The sequence below is a fragment of the Acidovorax sp. FG60 genome, from assembly GCF_057808995.1.
Window position 1 is genome coordinate 167,660 of the sequence record NZ_JBMDJC010000001.1, and the last position, 21,396, is coordinate 189,055.

The following is a 21,396-nucleotide window of genomic DNA, read 5'->3' on the forward strand; positions in this document are numbered from 1 at the left end:
CATGGCCACACACCTGTGCCTGCTGGGCGATGCCACCAGCCCCCATGTCCAGCGGTGGGCGCGGGAGATGCTCCAGCGTGGCTACCGCGTTTCGCTGATCACGGCCCGCCCCGCGTCCATCGATGGCGTCACGGTGCGGGCCATCCGGCCTGTGCACCGATCACTGGACTGGCTGCTCCGTGTAGGGGAAACGAGGCGCCACGTGGCCGAACTGGCTCCTGACCTCCTGCATGCCCATTACGTCACCTCCTACGGCTATCTGGCCGCACGTTGCGGCAAACATCCGCTGGTGATGACCGCCTGGGGCAGCGACCTGTTGGTGACCCCCGGCAAAAGCCCCTGGATGCGCTGGCTGACCGGCTGGATACTGCGCCAGGCCGACCTCATCACGGGCGACTCAGCGAGCCTGATGAGCGCGGTGGCAGACTTCCGCCCGCCCGGCGCTGCCGAGGAAATCCATTGGGGTGTGGAACTGCAACGCTTCCACCCCGTTCCCTGGAGTCACAAGCAAGGCAGCCAGCTGGTGAGCCTGCGCGCGTGGGAACCCAACTACAACATCGACACCATCATCGAAGCGTTCGCCCTGCTGCAGGCGCGATTGCCGGGCGCCGATCTGCGCTTGCACCTGCTCGGCGGAGGCAGTCTGGAAGATGCCCTGCGCAGCCAGGTGCACACGGCGCAGCTGGACAACAAGGTGCAGTTCCACGGCCGACTCGATGACGCGGGCATGACCCGGGTACTGGGCGAAAGCAAGATATCTGTGTCGGTGCCCAGCAGCGATGCAACATCGGTCGCCATGCTGGAGAGCATGGCGTGTGGCCTCGCCGTGGTGGCCAGCGAACTGCAGGCCAACCGGCACTGGATCGACGCTCAGTGGCTGGTTGCAGCCGGAGATGCCACAGCGCTCGCCGCCCGGCTGGAAGCCCTGATTGCCAATGACGCCATCGCGGAACAAGCCGGGCTGCAAAATGCTGCCCGCATCGCGCAAGACGGCGACCGCGCGGTGCAAATGAACCGCATGCACGCGCTGTACCAGCAACTGCTCCGTACACCTTGAACCCCATGCCCCAAGGCCTTGAATTGGACAACCTGATCAGCGTCATCGTGCCGTGCCGCAACGAGCGCCAGCACATCGACGCTTTCTGCAACTCCGCCCTGCGCCAAGAACTGCCCGCAGGCTGGCGCATGGAAGTGCTGATTGCAGACGGTGACAGCGATGACGGTACGCGCGAACACCTCGCGCAGCGCTGCGCCGCAGACCCCCGGCTCGTGCTGGTGGACAACCCCGGCCGCATTGTGTCCACCGGACTCAACGCCTGCATTGCCCGCGCACGGGGCGGCACCATTGCCCGCATGGACGTGCACAGCCAGTTTGCCCCCGACTACCTTGCGCAGTGCATCGAGGCGCTTGAACGCACCAGCGCTGACAACGTGGGCGGCCCCTGGGTTGCCCACGGAACGGGCCCCACCGGGGCCGCCATAGCCGCCGCCTTCCAATGCCGCTGGGTGGTGGGTGGCGCACGGTCGCGCGATGTGCAATACGAAGGCGAGGTGGATACCGTCTACCTCGGATGCTGGCCCCGCAGCGTGTTTGACCGATTCGGGCTGTTTGACGAAACGCTGGTGCGCAACCAGGACGACGAGCACAACCTGCGCATGCGCCTGGGGGGTGCACGCATCTGGCAGAGCAGCCTCATCCATTCCACCTACCACCCGCGCAATTCGCTCAGGCACCTGTTCGCGCAACAACGGCAATATGGCTACTGGCGGCCTTTTGTGATGCGCAAACATGGGCAGCCGGGCTCCGTGCGACAACTGGTGCCCGCAGCTTTTGTTGCCGCAGCAGTGGGAGCCTCCGCTGCCTCGCCGTGGTCCGCCTGGCCCTTGGCTGCACTGGGCATCGCCTACGCAGGGTATCTTCTGGCGGCATCAGTGGCGGCAGCCCGGTCGGCCCGCAACGGGGGACTGCTGCCCCGCCTCCCGGCGACGATTGCAGCGTTTCATGTGGGCTACGGCCTGGGTACCTGGCGAGGACTGTGGGACATTGCGCGCTCGCGCGCCCCTTCGTCCGACTTTGCACGCATCACCCGATGACCGACAACGAACCCCAGGCCGTCAAGGCCCGCTACGCCCGGCGCGACACAGTGGCCGACGAAGCGCGCTACAGCCTGTATGCCAACGCTGCGGCGCTGCAGGCGCAGCAGGAGCGCCTGCGCGCCATGGCACGCATCTGGCGGGCCCACGGCTGGAGCAGCCTGGCCCAGCGGCCCATGCTGGAGGTTGGCTGTGGGAGTGCGGGCAATTTGCACGATCTGGTGCGGCTGGGCGCCACGCCCGCTTGCCTGACGGGCCTGGAGCTTCTTCCAGAACGTGCCGCCGCAGCGCGCGCCTTGCTACCAGCGGGCGTGGCCATTGCCGAAGGCGATGCCGCCTTGGCCCCGGTGCAGCCTGCCAGCCAGGATGCCGTGCTGGCGTTCACACTCTTCAGCTCCTTGCTTGACGAGGGCTATCGCCGCCATCTGGCCGACCTGATCTGGCAATGGGTCGCGCCCGGCGGCGGTGTTCTCGTCTATGACTTTGTCGTCGACAACCCCGCCAACAGCGATGTACAGGGCATTCCACTCCGCGAACTGAGCATCCTGTTTCCCGGGGCACAGATACACTCCCGCCGCGTTACGCTGGCACCTCCGCTGGCACGACGTCTGCCCGCGCCAGCGATTGCACCAGCATCCACACTGCTGTGGTTTCTGCGCACCCACCGCCTGACCTGGGCCGTGAAGCCACGCTGAGCGCGGCCTCGCTCTGGCCCTTTTAGCACGCACCACAATGCCCATGAACTCCCCCGCCGACCTGCCCTTTCTCCCGTTCGCCCGCCCCGACATCGGGCCGGCAGAAATCGATGCCGTCAGCGCGGCCATGCGCTCGGGCTGGGTCACGACCGGGCCCAAGACCAAAGAGTTTGAGCAGGCATTCACCGCCTTCCTGGGCGGCGGTGGTCTGCAGAGCATCGCCGTCAACTCCGCCACGGCGGGCCTGCACCTTGCGCTGGAGGCCCTGGGCATCGGCCCCGGCGACGAAGTGATCGCGCCCACACTGACCTTCACCGCCACCGTGGAGGTGGTGCGCTACCTGGGCGCCGACCCGGTGCTGGTGGACGTGGACCCGGTGACCCTCAATATCGACCCGGCCAAGGTACGCGCGGCCATCACGCCCCGCACCAAAGCCATCATGCCCGTGCACTACGGGGGCCTGGCCTGCGACATGGACGCCATCCTGACCATCGCCAAAGAACATCACCTGAAGGTGGTGGAAGACGCAGCCCACGCCTTGCCCACCACCTGGCGCGGTACCCTGGTGGGGCAATTGCAGTCCGATGTCACGGTGTTCAGCTTCTACGCCAACAAGACCATCACTACCGGCGAAGGCGGCATGGCCGTCACGCATGACCCGGCGCTTGCGCAGCGCATGCGCACCATGCGCCTGCATGGCATGAGCCGGGATGCGTTTGACCGCTTCACCTCCAAAACCCCGGCCTGGTACTACGAGGTGGTCGCTCCGGGCTTCAAGTACAACATGACGGACGTTGCCGCCGCCATGGGCGTGGAGCAGCTGGCACGGCTGCCACAGTTTGTGCAGCGGCGTCAAACCCTGGCAAGCCGCTACAACACACAGCTGGCGCCCCTTCCGCTGCTATTGCCAGCCGATGCACCACACGGCGACACCCATGCGTGGCACCTGTATGTCATCCGGCTGCGAGCGGACGCACCACTGGGGCGTGATGAGGTCATCCAAGCGCTGTCGGACCGGGGCATCGGCACCAGCGTGCACTATGTGCCGCTGCACCGGCACCCGTACTGGCGGGACCGCTATCAGCTCACGCCGGAGATGTTCCCCCAGGCCGATGCAGCCTACCAGGCCATGATCAGCATCCCCCTGTTCACCGCCATGGGTGACAGCGATCAGGACCGTGTGATTGCCGCGCTGCACGAGGTGCTGGGCTGACATGCCCAAGCGGCTGTTCGACTTGTTCTTGGCCGCCCTCGGGCTGCTGCTGCTCGCGCCCGTTCTGCTGGCCGTGGCACTGTGGGTGGTGTGGGATTCGCCCGGCCCGGCATTCTTTCGCCAACAGCGCGTGGGCCGCGCAGGCAGGTTGTTTCGCATCGTCAAGTTCCGCACCATGCACCCGCGTGCAGAAGCTGCGGGGCCTGCGATTACCGTGGGGGCCGACGCCCGCATCACCCGGGCGGGCCACTGGCTGCGGCGCACCAAGATCGATGAATTGCCGCAGCTTTTCAACGTGCTGCTGGGCCATATGAGCCTTGTCGGCCCCCGACCCGAAGTGCCGCACTATGTGGCGCTCTACCCGAATTCCGTGCGGGACCTGGTGCTCAGCGTCCGGCCGGGCATCACGGACCGCGCCTCCATCGAATTTCGCGACGAAAGCACTTTGCTGGGCCAGAGCAGCGATCCAGAGCGCACCTACGTGGAACAGATTCTGCCCATCAAGCTGCGCTACGCCGCCGAGTACGCCCGCTCGCACACGCTTTGGAGCGACTTGAAGATCATCGTGAAGACGGCATCCGCGCTGTGGGGCGACCGGCCGTCCAGGGGATAAGAACCTGTCGGCACCCCATAGCCGATAAAATCAGGGGTTTGGCTGAACCCAGCCCCCATTTCACGCCCCCGCACCGACGGCACCTATGTCAGACCAAAACCACGCCCCCGCTCCCCAGGACGAAAACCAGCTCATCGCAGAGCGCCGCGAAAAGCTCCGCGCTCTGCGCGAAGTCCAGGCCACTGGCGGTGGGGTTGCCTTCCCCAATAACTTCAAGCCCGGCCACAAGGCTGCCCAGTTGCACCTGGAACACAGCACTGCCACGAACGAGTCCCTCGAAGCCACGCCGGTGAACGTCTCGGTTGCAGGCCGCATGATGCTCAAGCGCGTGATGGGCAAGGCGAGTTTTGCAACCGTGCAGGATGGCTCGCTGGGCGACGTGGGCGGGCGCATCCAGCTTTACGTAACCCGCGACGCCGTGGGCGAAGAGCTGTACGCCGCCTTCAAGCACTGGGACCTGGGCGATATCGTGGGAGCCGAAGGCACGCTGATGAAGACCAAGACGGGCGAGCTGTCGGTCAAGGTGACCAGCCTGCGCCTGCTCACCAAGAGCCTGCGCCCGCTGCCCGACAAGTTCCACGGCATGGCCGACCAGGAGCAGAAATACCGCCAGCGCTACGTGGACCTGATCACCGACGAGCACGCCCGCAAGCGCTTCATGGCGCGCAGCAAGGCCGTGAGCGGGCTGCGCGAGTTCATGGTGAGCCACGGCTTCCTCGAAGTCGAAACGCCCATGCTGCACCCCATCCCGGGCGGTGCCAATGCCAAGCCGTTCGTCACGCACCACAACGCGCTGGAGCAGGAGATGTACCTGCGCATCGCGCCCGAGCTCTACCTCAAGCGCCTGATCGTGGGCGGCTTCGAGCGTGTGTTCGAGATCAACCGCAGCTACCGCAACGAAGGCATCTCGGTGCGCCACAACCCCGAGTTCACCATGATGGAGTTCTACGCGGCGTACTGGAACTACCTGGACCTGATGGACTTCACCGAGACCCTGATCCGTGAAGTGGCCCTGAAAGCCACGGGTTCGCTGCAGATGACCTACCAGGGCCGTGCGGTGGACCTGACCCAGCCGTTTGCCCGCCTGACGATCCGCGAAGCCATCTTCCAGCACACAGAAGCGGGCGCCCATGTGGACGATGCCGCATGGCTCATCAGCGCATTGAAGAAGCTGGGCATGACCGAAGAGAAGGACAAGCTCTCGGCCCGCACGCTGGCCAGCCTGCAGGTGCTGTACTTTGAAGAAACGGTGGAAGACAAGCTGTGGCAGCCCACCTTCATCATGGAGCACCCCACCGAGATCTCGCCCCTGGCGCGTGCCAACGACGCGCGCCCCGAGGTGACGGAGCGCTTTGAGCTGTACATCACCGGCCGCGAGTTCGGCAATGGTTTCAGCGAACTGAACGACGCCGAAGACCAGGCCGCCCGCTTTCACGCCCAGGTGGCCGCCAAAGACAGCGGCGATGACGAAGCCATGTTCTACGACCACGATTTCGTGCGCGCGCTGGAATACGGCATGCCCCCCACGGGGGGTTGCGGTATCGGCATTGACCGTCTCATGATGCTGCTGACTGACAGCCCCAGCATTCGCGACGTGATCCTGTTCCCCGCGCTGCGCCGCGAGTCCTGAGTCGCGCGTCCCGGATGCCCTCGGGGCATCCCGGACCCGCCCTTTGAAGGCCCCAAGGAGACACTACCGTGCCCTTCAGTTCCAGCAACGCCCCCTACCCGGCCAGCCAGCCCTTGCCCTCGGGCAACGCTTTTTCGGTGCTGGTGGTCGAAGACCAGGGATCCGTGCGCGCAGCGCTGGTGGCCGAGCTGCGGCGGGCCGGGGTGTCAGACATCTTTGAGGCGCCCGAGGGCAACGCAGCGCTGCACCTGTTCAAAACCCACCGCCCCGATCTGGTGCTGCTGGACATCCGGCTGCCCGGCCAGGACGGCTACTGGGTGGCCCAGCAAATGCGCGAGAGCGAGGCGGGCGACTGGACGCCCATCATTTTCCTGTCGGGCCTGGACAACGAGCTGGACGTGTGGCGCGGCATTGAGGTGGGGGGCGACGACTACCTCGTCAAACCCGTCAAGCCCATCGTGCTGATGGCCAAACTGCGTGCCATGCGCCGGCTGCTGGACATGCGCCGCAGGCTCGTCTCCATGTCGGCCGAGTTGCATCTGGCCAACCAGCGGCTCAACGAAATGGTGGAGATCGATGCGCTCACCGGCCTGGTCAACCGCCGGGGGTTTGACCGCATTTTGCACAACGAGATCCTGGCTGCGCGCCGGGACGGTACGCCGCTCACGCTGATGCTGTGCGACCTGGACCACTTCAAGCTCTTCAATGACGCCAGTGGGCATGTGCAGGGCGATGCCTGCCTGAAGGAAGTCGGCCGCCTGTTGCGCGAGGTGTGCGTGCGCCCGCGTGACATCGCCTCGCGCTACGGTGGTGAGGAATTCGCCCTCATCCTGCCCAACACGCCACGCTCGGGTGCCATGACCTTCGCGCGGGCCCTGGGACAGCTGCTCAAGGTGCGCGCCCTTCCACACGCAGATTCCCCGCTGGGCAACATCCTCACGCTGTCAGGCGGCATCACCACCTGCGTGCCTGACGACAGCACGAACGCCGAAAGCATGATCATGCGTGCCGACCAGGCGCTTTATGCCGCCAAGGCCCAGGGCCGCAATCGCTTCTTCAGTTTTGAAATGCAGATGGACACCGTGGAGCAACTGCGCAATTGAGTTTCTTTTCTGCCCTCACGTTTGACGCCACCGAGCGCAACGCCCGCACCGCCGTTTCGCGCATGCAGCTGCTGAAAACCCGCCTTCCCGACTGGGTACAAGACTGGCTCGAAGTCATCATCCCCGGCACGCAGATCCTGCTGATCCTGTTTGTCGCCTGGCTGCTGCAACGGGTGCTGCGCCGCATCGTGCGCCGTGCCAGCGCGCACTACCAGGTGCCCGACGAACTGGTGGTGCCCATGAACGGGCTGATCCGCTGGCTCATCATTGCCAGTGCGGCGCTGCTGGTGCTGGAACGCATGGGGGTGTCGGCCACCGTGCTCTGGACCGCGTTCACCGGGTTTGCCACTGTCGGGGCCGTGGCCTTTTTCGCGGCGTGGAGTGTGCTCTCCAACCTGTTTTGCGCGCTGCTCATCTTCACCGTGCGGCCCTTCAAGATTGGCGACTACATCGAGGTGCTGGACACCGCCGAAAAGCCCGGGGCCAAAGGACGTGTGGTGGACATCAACCTGCTCTACACCACGCTCGAAGACCATGGCGCTGCGGCGGACCAGGTAGCCTGGCTGCAGATTCCCAATGCGCTGGTATTTCAACGCGTGGTGCGCAGGTTTCAGGGGGTGCCTCCACCGCCTGCACATCCCGCCAACGCTGCAGAGGCCGCAGAAAGTGCCCCGGCAGCCCCGCCTCCAGTCACGCCAGGGCCTTTCAACACGCCCTAGTCCACTGAAGCCGAGAAATCGGCTGTGCGTGAGGGTCTGGCAGGGTCGCACGCTAGGCGGCGGGCGCAGGCGGGTTGCACACCCGGCGAGCACGGCAACAACGAGGGCGCCGAACCAGACTCCAGCCACGGGCTCTCACGGCGTCAGGGCAACAGGTCCAAGGCCTGCAGATAGGCGGGCTGGTACATCAACTCATCCCAGGCCTGGGGCAGGGTTTCGGGCAGCAGCGCCAGGCGGCGGGATTCGCTGTCCACACTCGGCTGCCAGCGGCCTTGGTTCTGGGCCTGTTCCAGGCCGTCGATGAGTTCATCCACGGCCTTGCCATCGCCCACGCTCTGGTTGCACAACAGCACCAGGTCGCAGCCTGCCTCCAGCGCTGCAACGGCGGCATCGGTGTAGCTGACGACCTGGCCGTCCAGACGCCGAGCGCCTTCCATGCTGAGGTCGTCGCTGAAGATGGCGCCGTCAAAACGCATCTGCCGCCGCAGGATGTCCTGCAGCCAGCGCTGCGAGAAGCCTGCGGGGCGGCTATCGACCTTGGGGTAGATCACATGGGCGGGCATCACGCTGGTGAGCGTGCTGCTGAGCCAGGGGTACGGCGCGGCGTCGTCGGCCAGGATGGCCTTTAGGCTGCGGTTGTCCACGGGCACCTCGGTGTGCGAGTCGGCTTTGACAAAGCCGTGCCCCGGGAAGTGTTTGCCGCAGTTGGCCAAACCCGCCTGCAGCAGACCGTGCATCAGGCTCTTGGCGAGTAGCGCCACCACACGCGGGTCGCGGTGAAAGGCACGGTCGCCGATCACACTGCTTTCACCCCAATCGAGATCGAGAACGGGGGTGAACGAGAAATCAACCCCACAGGCGCGCAACTCCGCACCCAGCACGTAGCCCGCCGCCGTGGCCGCATTGGTGGCGCGCAGCGCGCCGCTGCCAGGCACGGCCTTGGCGCCCTTGCCATCGTCCATCCACATCTCGCCGAGAGCGCGCATGGGCGGTAGGTGGGTGAAGCCATCGGTGCGGAACCGCTGCACACGGCCGCCCTCATGGTCCACGCAGATCAGCAGGTCGTCACGCACGGCCTTGATACTGCTGGTCAGCTGCAGCAGCTGCGCGCGGTTTTCCCAGTTGCGGGCAAACAGGATCACGCCACCGGTCAGCGGATGGGTCAGGCGGCGGCGGTCGGCGGCGGTCAGCTCTGTGCCTGCCACGTCGAGGATGAGGGGTGCGTGTTCGGTCATAGGGTGTCAAATATCAGGTTGCTATTACAAACATAGCTGCTAGCGCTTATCCATCAAGCGCCAGAGGCCATTTTTAATTCAATTTCTCTACCACACAGAAGCTGGCGGCGTAGTCGGTCTCGTCCGTCACGCTCAGGTGCGCTTTCAGCCCTTTGGCGTCAAACCATTCCTTGAGTGCGCCGTGCAGCACGATCACGGGCTGGCCGCTCGCAAGCTTGGCCACTTCGCAGTGGCGCCAGGTCATGGGCATGCGCATACCCAAGCCGATGGCTTTGCTGAACGCTTCCTTGGCAGAGAACCGCGTGGCCAGGTAGCGCAGGCCGCGGTCGGGCCAACGGCCACTCCTCTCGCGCCAGGTGGCCAGCTCGCCGTCGGCCAGCACCTTCTGGGCAAAGCGCTCGCCGTGGCGTTCGAGGCTGGCCGCGATGCGGCGCACGTCGCAGATGTCGGTGCCAATGCCGTAGATCATGTTTTTTGAATGAAATTGGGCTCCATCGCTTATCCATCAAGCACTGGCAGCTATCAAATCAGGAGTCATCAGGTTGTGCGGCACAACCTGACTCGATGCAGCCCAGGTAGGCCAACACCGTGGCGGCGTAGCCCAACTCCAGCGCGTCGGCAATGAGGGCGTGGCCGATCGAGACTTCGAGCACACCGGGCACCTCGCGCACAAAGGCGGCGAGGTTGTCACGGTTGAGGTCGTGACCTGCGTTCACGCCCAGCCCCACATCCAGCGCGGCCTGAGCAGCGGCGGCGTAGCGCTTGAGCTCAACGTCTTGCTGCGGCGTGCCCCAGGCTGCGGCATAGGGCTCGGTATAAAGCTCGACCCGGTCTGCGCCCACGGCCTTGGCGGCGGCCATCTGCTCGGGCACGGGGTCCATGAACAGGCTCACGCGCACGCCCAATGCTTTGCACTCGGCGATCAGGGGCGCCAGGCGCTCGGCATCCTGCGGAAAGCTCCAGCCGTGGTCGCTGGTGAACTGGTCTTCGCTGTCGGGAACAAAGGTCGCCTGGTGCGGGCGAGCCTCGCGGATGAAGTCCATCAGGTTCTGAGATGGATTGCCCTCGATGTTGTATTCGCGGTCGGGCCAGGCCTTCATCAGCGTGGCCAGCTCGAACACGTCCTGGCTGCGGATGTGCCGCTCGTCGGGCCGGGGGTGCACGGTGATGCCCTGGGCCCCCGCCTGCAGGCACAGCTCGGCCGCCCGGGTGACACTGGGAATGCCCAGATGGCGCGTGTTGCGCACCAGGGCGACTTTGTTGACATTGACCGAGAGGGCCGTGGCGTGGGGGGTGCGTGAGGTCTGGTTCATAGGGCCTGCAGATCGATCATGAGCTGGCGGGTGCGCAGCATGGGGCTGCCGCAATGGTATTGCAGCAGGGCGCGCAGCTGGGGTTTGAGTTCTGCAGCCACCGGCGCGCAGGCACGCAAGGTGGCGGTGTAGGTGGCCGCGTCGTCCAGCGCGCGTTGCAACGTCTGCCACTGGCCGCCGAGCAGGCCCACGCGGTCGGCCGAGGAGGAGGCGCGCAGGCCGCCTTCGGGCACCAGCGTGTAGCGCGTCTTGGGTTGCAAGACCTCCAACGTCATGGTCTGAACATCCAGGCCAGGAAGCAAGCCAATCTCGCGCAGCAGCAATAGTTCGAAGCTGCGCAACACGGGCTCTAACGCATCACCATGTTCGCTGGCCAACACGCGCACCACACCGGCATAGGCATCGAACAGGGCCGCATGTGGATCGGCGCGCGCCAGCAGGCGCAGCAGTAGCTCGTTGAGGTACATGCCCGACAGCAGGGCATCACCCGTGGGCATCACATGGCCGCCCACCCACTCCGCCCCCTTGAGGGTGTGGATGTCTGCGCTGCCATCGCCGGTGAGCGTGTAAGTCACCAACAAGGGCTGGAGCGGCAGCAGCACCGGGCGGAAGTTGGAGCTGGGCTTCTTGGCCCCCTTGGCCACCAGCGCCACACGCCCTTGCTGACGGCAGAAAACCTCCAGGATCAGGCTGGACTCGCTCCAGTCGTAGCTGTGCAGCACGAAGGCGGGTTCATCGGAGATGCGCTTGGCGGCAGCCATTGGCTTCAGGCCCGCAGAAATGCATGCGGCTGGCAAGCGCCAGACAGCTTGTGCCGCCCGGGCAAGACAGGGTCACGGGCGGGCACGGAATTATTCGTAACCGAACGAACGCACGCGTGCCTCGTCGTCGGCCCAGCCGGAGCGCACCTTGACCCACAGCTCCAAGAACACCTTGGCATCCATGAGCTTTTCCAGTTCCTGGCGGGCTTCGGTGCCAATACGCTTCAGGCGCTCGCCCTTGTCGCCGATCACCATCATCTTGTGGTTGTCACGCTCGACCACGATGGTGGCAGCGATCTTGACCAGCCGCTTGTGCTGCTTGCTGGCTTCTTCCTCAAACTTGTCGATCACCACGGTAGAGGTGTAAGGCAGTTCGTCGCCCGTGAAGCGGAAGAGCTTCTCGCGCACGGTTTCGGACGCCAGAAACTTCTCGCTGCGGTCGGTCAGCTCGTCTTCGCCGTACCACCAGCCCTGCTCGGGCAGGTACTTGGCGCAGATGCCAAACAGGCGCTCGATGTCGCCCTTGTTCTTGGCCGACATGGGCACAAACTCGGCAAACGGGTGGCGCTCCTGCATGCTCTTGAGCCAGGGGGCCAGCTCTGCACGGCGGTGCACCATGTCGAGCTTGTTGGCCAGCAGCAGCGTCGGGATGCCGGGCTTGAACAGCGACAGCACCTTGGCATCGGCCAGCGTGAAGTTGCCCGCCTCGACCACGAAGAGGATTAGGTCCACATCGCCAATCGCGCCCATCACGGTCTTGTTCAGCGACTTGTTGAGTGCGGTGGCATGGCGCGTCTGGAAACCCGGTGTGTCCACAAAAATGAACTGAGTCTGCTCGCGCGTACGAATACCGGTGATGCGGTGCCGCGTGGTCTGCGCCTTGCGCGAGGTGATGCTGATCTTCTGCCCCACCAGGGCATTGAGCAATGTGGACTTTCCCACGTTGGGCTTGCCCACGATGGCGATCACGCCACAGCGCTGGCCAGGCACGGCGGCCGGGGAGCCTGCTGCCGCCAGCATGGCTTCGAGGTCATTTTGCGCTCCAGCGCTTGCTGGAGCGGCTTCATTCGCTACATCTTTGGTAGCATCATTCATAATTTCTTTGCTTTCAATGTGGCCAGCATGGCAGCAGCGGCTGCCTGCTCGCCCGCCCGGCGGGAGCCGCCGATGCCGCGTTCGGTGAGGCCCAGTTCGGGAATATCGCACTCGACGTCGAAGGTCTGACGGTGCGCAGCGCCCACTGTGCCGACGACCTTGTACTGCGGCAGCTTCATTTTGCGGCCCTGGAGCAACTCCTGCAATGCAGTTTTCGCGTCCTTGGATGCAGCCTGCATCTGCGGGTTGATCTCCACGCCCTGAAAAAGGCGGTGCACCAACGCTTCGGCACTCGCGTACCCGGCATCCAGGTACACCGCGCCAATCAGCGCTTCGAGCGCGTCGGCCAGGATGGATGGACGTTGCTGTCCACCTGATTTGGACTCGCCCTCACCCAATCGCAGCACGTCGGAGATCTTGAGGCCAAGCGCCAGCTGGTGCAGCGTGTCCTGCTTGACGAGGTTGGCACGCACGCGAGAGAGATCGCCTTCCGGCAACGCCGACAACTGCCGATACAGCAGGCTCGCAACCGCGAGATTCAACACGGAATCACCCAGAAACTCCAGCCGCTCGTTGTGGTCGGCCGAAAAACTGCGGTGCGTGGTAGCGCGCTGAAGAAGGGATGGATCGGAGAAAACATGCTGCAGACGGGTCTGCAGCGCTTGAAGGCCGGGATGCACTAGTTGGTCTGTCCTTCAAAGCGATAGACAAGGTAGGCGGGACCCGCCAGCGCTATCTCGCGGGAATACTTGAAGGAAACCACGATCTTGTTGTCACCGCGCTTGGCAATCTCCAGGTCTTTACCATTGATGGAACTGATGTTGTCAATGGCTGCAGCGCGGTCAAAGCTGGCCCGGACATCAGCGACGGTGGAGGCCTCCTTGGCAGCCTTGGTCGCCGCCTTGTTAATCGCCTGGTACTCCAGAAAGATGGGGATAGACTGCCCGCCAATCGCAAATGCAGCCACGGCGATCAACCCGATGAACACAACTCCAATGAATGACATGCCACGTTGGCGAAATGGGCTGGTAGAGCGTTTGATATGCATGTGTTTCCCCCTCAGTGTCCAAAAAAGCTGGTCATCCCTCAATGGAACGACCCAATGCGCTTGAGATTACCGAAATTCATCCAGACAAAAAAGGCCTTCCCGACGATATTGCCCTCAGGAACAAAGCCCCAGTAGCGCGAATCGAGCGAGTTGTCCCGGTTGTCCCCCATCATGAAATAGTGGCCCTCGGGCACCTTGCACACAACGCCCTCAACACTGTAACGGCAGTTCTTGCGATAAGCAAAATTGCTGGCGCCTTGCACAAAGGCGGGCACATCCGGGTTGTTCAACAAACGATGGGGCTGTGCTCCCAGTTGCTCTTCAAACTGTTTGAAGTAGCGCATCGAGTCTTCTTCGAAAAAGTCTGGCAGCGCCTTGGTGTCAATGGCCTGGCCGTTGACCGTGAGGCGCTTGTTGAGGTAGGCCACCTCGTCACCCGGCACACCCACCACCCGCTTGATGTAGTCAAGGCTCGGCTGAGGTGGATAGCGGAACACCAGAACATCTCCGCGCGCAGGCTTGGTGCCCTCGGTGATCTTGGTATGGATCACCGGCAGGCGGACACCGTAGGTGAACTTGTTCACCAGGATCAGGTCGCCCACCAGCAGGGTGGGAATCATCGAACCCGACGGGATCTTGAAGGGTTCAAAAAGAAACGACCTCAGAACAAACACGGCAACGATGACCGGGAAAAGCCCCGCCGTCCAGTCCAGCCACCAAGGCTGCATGAGCAGCCGCCCCTTGGCCTCCTGCACATCCACATCGACCTTCTGGATGCCCATGCGATCCAGCTCCGCACGACGTGCGGTCGCCGCATCTTCGACGGCCTGGGCAGCTCGGCGGCGTTGGGGCAGAAAGTAGAAACGCTCGGCCAGCCAGTACGCGCCCGTGACCACCGTGGCCAGGAACAACAGCAAGGCGAAATTGCCTTCGATGGCACCAAAGTACCAAGCCCCGATATAGCCACCAAATGCGGCCAGCACCAGGGATGTGAAAATCTGCATGAACTGGAGCATCAGTCTTCCACCTGCAAAATGGCCAGGAATGCCTCTTGTGGCACTTCGACCGATCCGATCTGTTTCATGCGTTTCTTGCCTGCTTTCTGCTTCTCAAGGAGCTTGCGTTTGCGGCTAACATCGCCGCCGTAACATTTTGCCAGCACGTTCTTGCGCAGTGCCTTGATGGTCTCGCGCGCAATGATGTTGGCGCCAATGGCCGCCTGGATGGCCACGTCATACATCTGGCGGCTGATGATCTCGCGCATCTTGGCAACCACTGCTCGGCCACGGTACTGGGACTGAGAGCGGTGCACGATGATGGACAGTGCATCCACCTTTTCGCCGTTCAGAAGGATATCCACCTTCACCACGTCGGACGCACGGTACTCCTTGAACTCGTAGTCCATGGATGCATAGCCGCGCGACACCGACTTGAGCTTGTCGAAGAAGTCGAGCACGATTTCGCCCAGCGGCATTTCATAGGTGAGCATCACCTGGCGACCGTGGTACGCCATGTTCATCTGCACACCGCGCTTTTGGTTGGCGAGCGTCATCACCGGGCCGACATAGTCCTGGGGCATGTACAGATGCACCGTGACGATGGGCTCGCGGATTTCCTCAAGCCGCCCCTGGTCCGGCATCTTGGAGGGGTTCTCGACCATGATCACTTCACCATCGGCCTTGACCACTTGGTAGACCACGCTGGGTGCAGTCGTGATGAGATCCTGGTCAAACTCACGCTCCAGACGCTCCTGCACGATTTCCATGTGCAGCAGGCCAAGAAACCCGCAACGAAAACCGAAGCCCAACGCTTGGCTCACTTCCGGCTCGTAGTGCAGCGAAGCATCGTTGAGCTTGAGTTTTTCAAGCGCGTCACGCAGCGAGTCATATTCGCTCGCCTCGGTCGGGTACAGACCGGCAAACACCTGGGGCTGGATTTCCTTGAAGCCGGGGAGCGCCTCGGCGGCAGGGCCCGCATTGTTGGGCAATTTCTTTTCGAGCGTGATCGTGTCACCCACCTTGGCAGCCTGCAGCTCCTTGATACCAGCGATGATGTAGCCCACCTGCCCTGCGTCAAGAGAGTTGCGCGGCTCGTTGGCGGGCGTGAACACACCGAGGTTGTCCGCGTTGTACACCGCACCACTGGCCATCATCTTGATGCGCTCGCCTTTGAGCAAACGGCCATCGACCACGCGCACCAGCATCACCACACCCACGTAGCTGTCGAACCAGCTGTCGATGATCATCGCGCGAAGCGGTCCATCGGCATTGCCGCGCGGCGCGGGCACCTTGGCCACGATGGCTTCGAGGATCTCATCAATACCCATGCCGGTCTTGGCGGAGCAGGGAATCGCGTCGGTCGCGTCAATGCCGATCACATCTTCGATCTCAGCCTTGGCATTGTCGGGATCGGCATTGGGCAGATCCATCTTGTTGAGTACCGGCACCACCTCGACACCCAGATCCAATGCGGTGTAGCAGTTCGCAACGGTCTGAGCTTCCACGCCTTGCGAAGCATCCACCACCAGCAACGCGCCCTCGCATGCCGACAACGAGCGGCTCACTTCATACGAGAAGTCCACATGCCCCGGTGTGTCGATCAGATTGAGGTTGTAGACCTGCCCATCCTGCGCCTTGTATTGCAGCGCTGCGGTCTGCGCCTTGATGGTTATCCCACGCTCTTTTTCGATATCCATCGAGTCCAGAACCTGGGCCTCCATCTCACGGTCCGCAAGGCCTCCGCAGCGCTGGATCAAGCGATCTGCAAGCGTCGACTTGCCATGGTCGATGTGCGCAATGATGGAAAAATTTCTGATGTGGTTCATCAACGGAAAGCGTCAAGTGATTGAATTAAAACGGAGCACACAAGAAAAAAGGGCGCGTCGAATGGCGACGCGCCCTGAACCAACAATCATTGGCAACTGCGATAGTTGGAGCTTCATTGTAGGCAAAAAGCCCGCAGTAAAAAGCCCATCCGACTGCATCCAAGGGGAGTTGCCAGGGTGCAACAGGGATCTTATCAACAACTTATACACAGTCTGCACAACTACAACGCTGGACAACTTGTGGGTGAGCTGTGGATCGGCTGTGCATGACACCGTCACATCCCGCATCGTGAATCAACGTCTAGCTAATATATGAATTAGCGTTGAACAGGGGCCTCTATTCTATCGAAATCAGTTGATAGACCCTCATAAAGTTAGCCAAGGCTAACTTGCAACATCGAAAGAAGGAAAAGACAAAAAAACCAAAATGCCCACACCTCCGGCAAAGGCCTGCTGCAAACGTGGGGAAATGGGTCAACCCATCCCCCCATATCTGCCACAACGCCACTCGTCATCGTCCGGGACGGATCAAGGCATATTGGGCCCACTCGCCGCGCCGATACAGCACATTGATGGACTTGTTCTTGTCGGCCTTGGCGAGTACAGCCTCAAACTCCTTCACACCAGACACTTCCGTGTTGGCAATCGCGAGAATCACATCCCCTTCGCGCAGTCCGGCACGTGCTGCGGCCTCTGTGGCGGTCGCGACCAGCACACCGCCCTTGATCTTGAGCTCCTTTTTCTGGGCGTCCGAAAGTTCCGTGACCGCCAATCCCATTTGCTGTGCAGCAGCCGAAGCCTTGGGTTTCTCCTCACGCTCCGCCGTTTTGGCCGCTGGCTTGTCGGGCTCAATTTCGGCAATGGTGATGCCCAGATCCCGCGAAGCGCCACGGCGGAATACGGTCATCGTGCTCTTGGTACCAGGCTTGGTATTGCCCACCAGTCGGGGCAGGTCCGCAACCTTCTCGATGGACTTGCCGTCAAAGCGGGTGATGATGTCACCAGCCTCCACGCCCGCCTTGTCTGCGGGTGACCCCGCCTCTACCCCGGTCACCAGCGCACCCTGGGCCTTGCCCAGGCCAATGGACTCCGCAACGTCCTTGGTGACCTGCCCGATCTGCACGCCGATACGGCCCCGTGTCACCCGACCGGATGCGCGCAACTGCTCACTCACGCGGATAGCCTCGTCCATCGGAATCGCGAACGAAATGCCCATGAATCCACCCGAGCGCGAATAGATCTGGCTGTTGATCCCCACCACCTCGCCACGCATGTTGATGAGCGGACCGCCCGAGTTGCCCGGGTTGATGGCCACATCGGTCTGGATGAACGGGAGATAGTCCCCCGTATCGCGCTGCTTGGCACTCACAATGCCCGCAGTCACGGTGTTCTCCAGCCCAAAGGGCGATCCAATCGCCATCACCCATTCGCCCACCCGCAGACGCCCCACATCACCCACCTTGACGGCAGGCAAGCCCGTGGCCTCGATCTTGACCACCGCCACATCAGTACGCTTGTCCGCACCAATGATCTTGGCCTTGAATTCGCGCTTGTCGGTCAGGGTGACGATCACCTCATCAGCGCCGTCCACGACATGCGCATTGGTCATCACAAACCCGTCCGCAGTCAGGATGAAGCCAGAACCCACGCCGCGCGGCTGCTCATCGTCTTGCGGCCGCTGAGGACGTTGCTGCCTGGGCACATTGGGGATCGGCACGCCAAAGCGGCGGAAAAACTCCATCATCTCCTCGTCCATGCCGTTTGCACTTGCACGGCTCGACGCTTTTTCTACCGTCCGAATATTGACCACCGAGGGCCCCACCTGATCCACCAGATCCGTAAAGTCTGGCAACCCGCGAACCGCTGCAGCAGGTTGTGCCAAGGCAGCTTGGGGCAAAGCCATGCCGCCAGCAGCCCCTGCGAACATGCATGCAAATGCCAGGGAGCGCAGCGCATTTCCATCGAACTTCGACATCATCGACCTTTCGTGATTGGTAGCAAATACAGTCATCAAACTGTGTGTAACTGTGAAGAGTGTGCGGCCATTTGGTTCCCGCATCGCAAATGCACTTCGCATGCCCCTGCAAACGGCCCCGCCACAGCGCAGGCTCAAAGACAGCAGCCGCCAGCGTCACGCCCACTGGCCTCAGTGTCAGCGTGTGCGCTCCAATTGACCCGCAAACAGGCGAAGGGTCTGCAAAGGAACCTCCCCCACTGCAGTGAGCCATACATCGGGCAGGATCCGTTGCGCAAGAAGCTGCGTGGCCCCCATACCCGAGACCTGGGGCTGGGAGGGGTGTCGCTGGGGATCAAAGGTCTCGATGAACAGCGATACCGATGCAAGACCATCGGAGTACAGGCACTGCAAGACACCCTGCGCACCGTCGTCAGCAGACACAGCGCGTCGATGGCAGCTCACCGGAACAAAGCCAGCAACCGGCTGACGAAGCACCCAGCCCTCGGCCGTGGCCGTGGTCTTGACCACGACCGGCGCCACCACCTTGTAACCAGCGGTCGCGTCCATCAGGCGTGAAAGCTGCTCCACTCGAACGGGGGCGTTCAAGTCCAACTCAGAGAATGCAGCCTGCTCCAAAACGCGTCCGTTCGCGCCCAAGGTCTGCAGCTTCACAACCAAACCGGTCTCCCGCTCGCTCCACAGCTTGTAGCCAAAACGCAGCGAGTCCACGGGCTTGAACCACACCACGTCGGCAACAAATCCCGCAACGCGCTCTTGGCCCACAGGGCGTGCGGCATAGAACTGGGATATGGAAGTGCCCTCAACCAGCGGAACTCGTGGAAACAGCCCAGAGGCATCCCGTCGATCCGACCGCACCACACGCGACTGGGGCCAGAACGTACGTACCTCGTCGTTGCGCCGAAAAATGGTCCGGGGAGTGCCACTGAGAGCCTCCACGCGCTCCATCTGCTGCGCCCCTTCACAGGCGTGCCAGATGCGTGAACTGGCCATCGCTCCGGAAGCAGCCAGCACCACAAAGGTACCGGCATACGGGCGCGCGCAGGGCGCGCTGTGCATGCGCTCGATCCACTGCAGAATACTGCGCTCCACAGGCGCGGGAGCCGCCTCTGCTGCAGAAGAAACACCCCCCTCAGCCGACGAGACCCCTGCCGATACGGAGAGTCCTGTCACACACAGGGCAGCAACCACCCCGTGTTTGAACTGCTGCGGCAGTGCTTTCAACCAAACGCACAAAACTCCCGGGTAGCTCATCACACAATCTCACCACGCCAGCAAGCCACTCCCGGCTCAGCGGCTGGGCGTCTCAAAGGTGGCATTGCGCAAAAATCCTGCAGGCATCTGCAATGCGGATGTGCTGCCAAACTGCTTGTGTGCCGCCAGCAACTCATCCAGGCGGGGATCCCGAATCATCACCTGCGCGCCACCATCGGCATCAGCCACTGCGACAACAGGGGCACCGGAGCTGGGGCCATTCGCACCCGACTCGGGAGAGATGGCCAGCTGGGCTCCACCCGTGACGCCGGGTGCACCATTGCCTTGCAACGTGGCCAGAGAGGTCCAACCAATCGCTGCAACTGCCGCCAAAGACGCAAAACCCGCGACCATTTTCCAGCGAAAGACCGACGCATTGGCAGCATCCGCCATTGCGGGGGCCACCACATCCACCTGCTGCACAGCAGCGGCCGCAGGACGTACAACAGGCCCTTCCTTGACCAGTTCATCACGCAACCGCGCCATGAAATTCGGATTGGCAGGTTGCGCGAGGTCGGAAGAACGCAATACATCTCCCACCAAATGGTAGAGCTGCCAAGTGGCATGGCCTTCGGCTTGCGCCGCATAGGCCAGGGCGTCCGCCACCTCGTCTCCATGCAACTGACCATCCGCCAGTGCCGACAATTGCTCGCGCCTGCTTATCTCAGCCACCACAGCACCGCCCACCAATCCATCACTTCGTACAGCGTTGTTCATTTCATTACCTCACCACCGTTTGCCTGACTGGTTCTCAAGCAGAGGACGCACTTTTGCCGAAATGGCCTCTCGCGCCCGAAAAATCCGTGACCGCACCGTGCCGATGGGGCAATCCATGGCCGTCGCAATCTCTTCGTAACTCAGCCCTTCAATCTCGCGCAACGTTACCGCCTGGCGCAGATCGTCGGGCAACGCCTCCATAGCCGCATTCACGGCTTGCGCGATTTCTCGGGCAGCGAGTACGGTTTCGGGGGTTTCGTCGCTGGTTAGTTCGTGTCCGAGGCGGGAAGTTTCATCTTCGTCCTCGTTCCCCCGCAAAGCGTTCTCCGAGATGACCGGATTGCGTTTCATGTCCATGAGCGCCTTCTTGGCGGTATTGACAGCAATCCGGTAGAGCCAGGTATAGAACTGCGCATCCCCCCGGAACTGATGCAGCGCGCGGTAGGCCCGGATGAACGTCTCCTGCGCTATGTCTTGAACGATGTCGGTGTCCCGCACCATCCGGCCAATGAGACGCTCGATACGGCGCTGGTACTTGATGACCAGTAACTCATAGGCACGCTGATCGCCCGCTACCGCGCGCTCCACCAGTTGGAGGTCGCTATCTTCGGAAGGGGAAGGCGGAATTACAGTCATGGATACTCAGGATTCACGCCCACGGCTGCTGGCCGGGGCGGTTTCGTCAGCGTTGTCAGCGCCCGGTCTGGCGCGCGAATATACCGCACGCCGCAGATCCAGCCAACGCTCAGGCTGCGCGGAACACGTCAGCCACAACCAGGTGCGGCGGTGCCCCACCGGAATGACATGCAGCCACAGATGTGACTGCAAATCGAGAAGGACTTCAGGAGGTCCGGACAATGCCATCCAGGCCGCCCCGGAGTTCGGAGCCACCAGTGTCCAGGTCTGGCCATCCCAGTGGATACCACCAGAGAATTGACAGAACCAGAAATGGAATGCGCTGGCGGCAGCCAGACACCAGAGACCACCCGCCATCGCTGCGGGCCATGGGGATGCAGCACCACCACTTCGCACGAACCAAGCAACCAGCCCAGCTGCGCTGGTCAGCAACAATGCCCCCAGCAAGCCCCCGAACAGGCGGCTGCGCCG

General features: G+C 62.7%; 21 protein-coding genes. 8 read left to right on the top strand and 13 right to left on the bottom strand.

Annotated features, from left to right (window positions below):
* Position 1 precedes the first annotated feature (1 nt).
* The 8 genes from ACODS0_RS00785 (at position 2) to ACODS0_RS00820 (ending at position 8,067) form a co-directional block, all read left to right on the top strand.
* A complete protein-coding gene (locus tag ACODS0_RS00785; RefSeq protein ID WP_488832054.1) occupies positions 2 to 1,057 on the top strand; it encodes a glycosyltransferase in 1,056 nt (351 codons plus the stop codon).
* 5 nt (positions 1,058 to 1,062) lie between these two features.
* Entirely contained in the window at positions 1,063 to 2,094 is a 1,032-nt protein-coding gene (locus tag ACODS0_RS00790; protein ID WP_488832056.1) for a glycosyltransferase family 2 protein, read from the top strand.
* Entirely contained in the window at positions 2,091 to 2,789 is a 699-nt protein-coding gene (locus tag ACODS0_RS00795; RefSeq protein ID WP_488832058.1) for a methyltransferase domain-containing protein, read from the top strand. Before ACODS0_RS00790 ends, ACODS0_RS00795 begins: the two co-directional genes overlap by 4 nt.
* A 43-nt stretch (positions 2,790 to 2,832) precedes the next feature.
* Positions 2,833 to 4,002, top strand: a complete 1,170-nt coding sequence (locus ACODS0_RS00800) for a DegT/DnrJ/EryC1/StrS family aminotransferase (RefSeq protein ID WP_488832060.1) — start codon at positions 2,833 to 2,835, stop codon at positions 4,000 to 4,002.
* Position 4,003: 1 nt separating this feature from the next.
* Positions 4,004 to 4,615: a sugar transferase gene (locus ACODS0_RS00805; RefSeq protein ID WP_488832062.1), complete on the top strand. Its 612-nt coding sequence runs from the start codon at positions 4,004 to 4,006 to the stop codon at positions 4,613 to 4,615.
* An 85-nt stretch (positions 4,616 to 4,700) separates the two neighbouring features.
* The gene (gene lysS, locus ACODS0_RS00810) at positions 4,701 to 6,245 is read left to right on the top strand and encodes a lysine--tRNA ligase (RefSeq protein ID WP_488832064.1); all 1,545 of its coding nucleotides are present in this window, start codon (positions 4,701 to 4,703) and stop codon (positions 6,243 to 6,245) included.
* Between the two features lie 68 nt (positions 6,246 to 6,313).
* Positions 6,314 to 7,348: a GGDEF domain-containing response regulator gene (locus ACODS0_RS00815; RefSeq protein WP_055399441.1), complete on the top strand. Its 1,035-nt coding sequence runs from the start codon at positions 6,314 to 6,316 to the stop codon at positions 7,346 to 7,348.
* Between the two features lie 62 nt (positions 7,349 to 7,410).
* Positions 7,411 to 8,067: a mechanosensitive ion channel family protein gene (locus ACODS0_RS00820; RefSeq protein ID WP_176889007.1), complete on the top strand. Its 657-nt coding sequence runs from the start codon at positions 7,411 to 7,413 to the stop codon at positions 8,065 to 8,067.
* A gap of 143 nt (positions 8,068 to 8,210) precedes the next feature.
* Here ACODS0_RS00820 and nagZ read toward each other — a convergent pair whose 3' ends face one another.
* The 13 genes from nagZ to rpoE all read right to left on the bottom strand — a co-directional run bounded on the left by nagZ (position 8,211) and on the right by rpoE (position 20,925).
* Positions 8,211 to 9,302 (bottom strand): beta-N-acetylhexosaminidase, encoded by a 1,092-nt coding sequence (gene nagZ / locus ACODS0_RS00825; protein ID WP_488832067.1) that lies wholly within the window; start codon positions 9,300 to 9,302, stop codon positions 8,211 to 8,213.
* A 73-nt stretch (positions 9,303 to 9,375) separates the two neighbouring features.
* A complete protein-coding gene (gene acpS, locus ACODS0_RS00830; RefSeq protein ID WP_488832068.1) occupies positions 9,376 to 9,771 on the bottom strand; it encodes a holo-ACP synthase in 396 nt (131 codons plus the stop codon).
* A gap of 58 nt (positions 9,772 to 9,829) precedes the next feature.
* Positions 9,830 to 10,615 (bottom strand): pyridoxine 5'-phosphate synthase, encoded by a 786-nt coding sequence (locus tag ACODS0_RS00835; protein WP_488832071.1) that lies wholly within the window; start codon positions 10,613 to 10,615, stop codon positions 9,830 to 9,832.
* On the bottom strand, positions 10,612 to 11,376 hold the full coding sequence (gene recO / locus ACODS0_RS00840) for a DNA repair protein RecO (protein WP_228896760.1): 765 nt from the start codon (positions 11,374 to 11,376) through the stop codon (positions 10,612 to 10,614). The genes ACODS0_RS00835 and recO overlap by 4 nt, the downstream gene beginning before the upstream one ends.
* 90 nt (positions 11,377 to 11,466) lie before the next feature.
* A complete protein-coding gene (era, locus tag ACODS0_RS00845) occupies positions 11,467 to 12,471 on the bottom strand; it encodes a GTPase Era (protein WP_121505757.1) in 1,005 nt (334 codons plus the stop codon).
* Entirely contained in the window at positions 12,468 to 13,151 is a 684-nt protein-coding gene (rnc, locus tag ACODS0_RS00850) for a ribonuclease III (RefSeq protein ID WP_121505756.1), read from the bottom strand. The genes era and rnc overlap by 4 nt, the downstream gene beginning before the upstream one ends.
* A complete protein-coding gene (locus tag ACODS0_RS00855; protein ID WP_488832074.1) occupies positions 13,151 to 13,519 on the bottom strand; it encodes a DUF4845 domain-containing protein in 369 nt (122 codons plus the stop codon). Before ACODS0_RS00855 ends, rnc begins: the two co-directional genes overlap by 1 nt.
* Positions 13,520 to 13,557: 38 nt before the next feature.
* On the bottom strand, positions 13,558 to 14,535 hold the full coding sequence (lepB, locus tag ACODS0_RS00860; protein ID WP_431150063.1) for a signal peptidase I: 978 nt from the start codon (positions 14,533 to 14,535) through the stop codon (positions 13,558 to 13,560).
* A complete protein-coding gene (gene lepA, locus ACODS0_RS00865; protein WP_055399457.1) occupies positions 14,535 to 16,343 on the bottom strand; it encodes a translation elongation factor 4 in 1,809 nt (602 codons plus the stop codon). Before lepA ends, lepB begins: the two co-directional genes overlap by 1 nt.
* A gap of 511 nt (positions 16,344 to 16,854) precedes the next feature.
* Entirely contained in the window at positions 16,855 to 18,321 is a 1,467-nt protein-coding gene (locus ACODS0_RS00870; RefSeq protein ID WP_488832650.1) for a DegQ family serine endoprotease, read from the bottom strand.
* Positions 18,322 to 18,495: 174 nt separating this feature from the next.
* The gene (locus tag ACODS0_RS00875; protein ID WP_488832077.1) at positions 18,496 to 19,572 is read right to left on the bottom strand and encodes a MucB/RseB C-terminal domain-containing protein; all 1,077 of its coding nucleotides are present in this window, start codon (positions 19,570 to 19,572) and stop codon (positions 18,496 to 18,498) included.
* Between the two features lie 36 nt (positions 19,573 to 19,608).
* Complete coding sequence (locus ACODS0_RS00880) at positions 19,609 to 20,289, bottom strand: sigma-E factor negative regulatory protein (protein ID WP_488832079.1); 681 nt, start codon at positions 20,287 to 20,289, stop codon at positions 19,609 to 19,611.
* Positions 20,290 to 20,298: 9 nt separating this feature from the next.
* Entirely contained in the window at positions 20,299 to 20,925 is a 627-nt protein-coding gene (rpoE, locus tag ACODS0_RS00885; protein WP_055399464.1) for an RNA polymerase sigma factor RpoE, read from the bottom strand.
* Between the last annotated feature and the right edge of the window lie 471 nt (positions 20,926 to 21,396).